The following is a 2,365-nucleotide window of genomic DNA, read 5'->3' as shown; positions in this document are numbered from 1 at the left end:
CGTATCGAGGGCGGACGCGAGCGCGTCGGCATGGTCCTCCAAGGTGTACCCGAAGTCGGCGGGGCGATCACTGATGCCGTGACCGGGCAGGTCGACGAAGAGCGAACGCCGCCCGGCGAGGGCCGGATCGGCGGCGATGTGCGCGTGATAGACGGCCGAGACCGCGCCGAGGCCGTGGACGTAGACCCGGGGCGCACCGCCCTCGCCGTCTCCACCGGCCTCGGTCCAGCGGATCCGGGCCCCCTCCGGGCCGAATGGAGCTTCGTGCATGGCCTTCCCTCCCGTCGCTCGATGCTTCTGAAGCTTCTGAGTGCTCTCGGACAATACATCGTTACGGAGGTATTGCGCCTTCGAGGTACAGCGGAGTGCGTCACAATGCGGGCATGCTCGAACTCGCCATCCTCGGCTTCCTCCATGACGCGCCGCTGCACGGCTACGAGCTGCGCAAGCGCATCACCGCACTGACCGGGCACGTCAAACCGGTGGCCGAGAGCACGCTCTACCCGGCCATCAAGCGGCTGGAAAAGGCGGGGCTGCTGGCCCGCGAGACCCGGCCGGGTGCGGGGGCGGCGCCCCGGCATGTCCTGACCCTGACGGCCGAGGGGCGCGCCGAGCTGCGCCGCCGTCTCGCGGATCCGGCCGAGGGCGACATCACGGACGAGAATCGCTGGTTCACCCTGCTGTCGTTCCTGCGGCATCTGGACGACCCGGCGCGGCAGGCGGCCGTGCTCGAACGCCGCCTGGCCTTTCTGCGACGCCCCTCCAGCTTCTTCTACGAAGGCGACCGGCCGCTGCGCGCGGAGGAGGTGGAGGATCCCTTCCGGCGGGGCGTCCTCACCATCGCGCGCGCCACCAGTCAGGCCGAACTGTCCTGGCTGCGGCGCACCCTGGACGCGCTGCGGACCGGGGACGGGACCTGAGGCAACCGCGGACCGGAGTCTCGACGCCGCGCCTACCGGCTGGTTAGGGTGCGCCGGACGAAGAACAGCAAGAGGAGGCCGCCGTGTCCGCCACGGAGGAGTCGGGCGAGGAAGCCCTGTTTGTGCTGACCGCCGTGCTGCTGACGCCCGCACAGTTCCCGAGCGTGCTCGGCGACGACTACCCCGAGGCGTGCGCCGCGCTCGGGATGGAGCCGTACGAGCCGGGTTACGGACTGGTGCTGGGGCAGGACGGCAAGGGCGCCCGCTGGACGGTGGTCACCGACGATGTGTCGCTCGTCGCGATCGCCATCGCGACCTGGGACTGCGGCATGGAGTACGCGCTGTCGCTCGACGACCGGACCGTGGTCGCCTCCCTGCCCGGCTGGCCGCTCGCGGTGGCGGTGGCCGCTCCGGGCGTACCGGCGCCGCACGACCCCGCGCCCGACGCTCAGCCCGGGGGCGCGGCCCGGCCGCCGCTCGCACCACCGGACTCCGGGCAGTGGGGTCCGGCGCAGCGGCGGCTCGGCGCGGACGAGATCGCGCTCCAGTGGGCGATCTGGCGCGAACAGGTCGACGGCGACGTGACGTTCGTGGCCCCGGGCGAGAAGCCGCACGGGGGTGTGCGGCGCGTGCTGGCGGAGGCACGCGGCTACCTGGACACCCCTCCGCCGCTGGGCCGGATCCGGTCCGCGTTCGCCGCGGGTGACGCGCGGACGCTACGGGCGGACGGGCCGGGCTGGAGCATGGTGGCGCGGACGGACGACATCGCGTTCGTGCTGCTGGACGAGGAGCCGGGCGAGGTACTGCCGGTCGGCCGCGGTCCGGAGCTGCCGGGGCTGCTGACGGCGCTGGACGAGCTGGCCGTACGACCGCACTGAGTACGGGGGGCGCTGCGTACGGCCTGCCCACGCCCCGTAGACGCGCTTCCGCACAGCCGCCGACGGCGCGGCCGTACGTCCGTGACCGGCCGGGGTAGGGAGCCGGGACGATCCGCGATCGGTATTGCGCGGTCACTCCCAGGCGCGCGCCGCCCCCGCTCCCGAACCCGGCCGGTGGCCCGATGCCTCGCCCGGGGGCCGAGGCCCGGGCGCCTGGGTCAGCGCCCCAGCTGCTTGCGGGAGACCCCGCGCAGCCTGCGCCGCTGCGACGGGTCCAGCAGCAGGTAGGCGCCCACCGGCACGCCGACCATCACCAGCAGCGCGGCCCAGAAGGGCAGCAGCCACAGCAGGATCACACCCGCCGCCACACCTCCGGCGGCGACCTTCGCGCGCGTGGACATCGCACCCGCCTCCTTAACCCGGCCCATAGCCGTATTCACTCCTCACAACGGACACCGGCGGCCGCCGGTTCCACATCCGGCCCGCCGTCCTGTACCCTCGGCCGCCCACTCCGGGTAGTCAAATTTGAGGAATGCGTCAGAGCTGTGACCCCCACCCTCCGCGACC

4 protein-coding genes are annotated in these 2,365 nt (G+C 73.0%); 2 read left to right on the top strand and 2 right to left on the bottom strand.

All coding sequences use genetic code 11. From position 1 onward, the window contains the following. On the bottom strand, positions 1-270 hold a 270-nt coding region (locus tag SSOG_RS43765), incomplete at its 3' end, for an alpha/beta fold hydrolase (protein ID WP_039942769.1). 113 nt (positions 271-383) lie between these two features. On the opposite strand from SSOG_RS43765, the gene SSOG_RS43760 reads away from it, so the two are divergent. Further along, complete coding sequence (locus SSOG_RS43760; RefSeq protein ID WP_009720754.1) at positions 384-920, top strand: PadR family transcriptional regulator; 537 nt, start codon at positions 384-386, stop codon at positions 918-920. Between the two features lie 83 nt (positions 921-1,003). Then, positions 1,004-1,798 carry a hypothetical protein gene (locus tag SSOG_RS43755; RefSeq protein ID WP_009720753.1) on the top strand — a complete coding sequence of 265 codons (795 nt, stop codon included), beginning with the start codon at positions 1,004-1,006 and terminating at the stop codon, positions 1,796-1,798. Between the two features lie 218 nt (positions 1,799-2,016). On the opposite strand, the gene SSOG_RS43750 is transcribed toward SSOG_RS43755, so the two are convergent. Next, complete coding sequence (locus SSOG_RS43750) at positions 2,017-2,199, bottom strand: hypothetical protein (protein ID WP_039940185.1); 183 nt, start codon at positions 2,197-2,199, stop codon at positions 2,017-2,019. Between the last annotated feature and the right edge of the window lie 166 nt (positions 2,200-2,365).

Source organism: Streptomyces himastatinicus ATCC 53653, assembly GCF_000158915.1.
GTDB lineage: Bacteria > Actinomycetota > Actinomycetes > Streptomycetales > Streptomycetaceae > Streptomyces > Streptomyces himastatinicus.
Note: the sequence above shows the minus strand (reverse complement) of the source record. Positions and strands in the feature narration are given on the sequence as shown.

What these genes read in the sequence shown, in the direction of transcription:
- SSOG_RS43760 (WP_009720754.1), top strand. Translation starts at nt 384, where the DNA reads ATGCTCGAACTCGCCATCCTCGGCTTCCTCCATGACGCGCCGCTGCAC.
- SSOG_RS43750 (WP_039940185.1), bottom strand. Translation starts at nt 2,199, where the DNA reads ATGTCCACGCGCGCGAAGGTCGCCGCCGGAGGTGTGGCGGCGGGTGTG.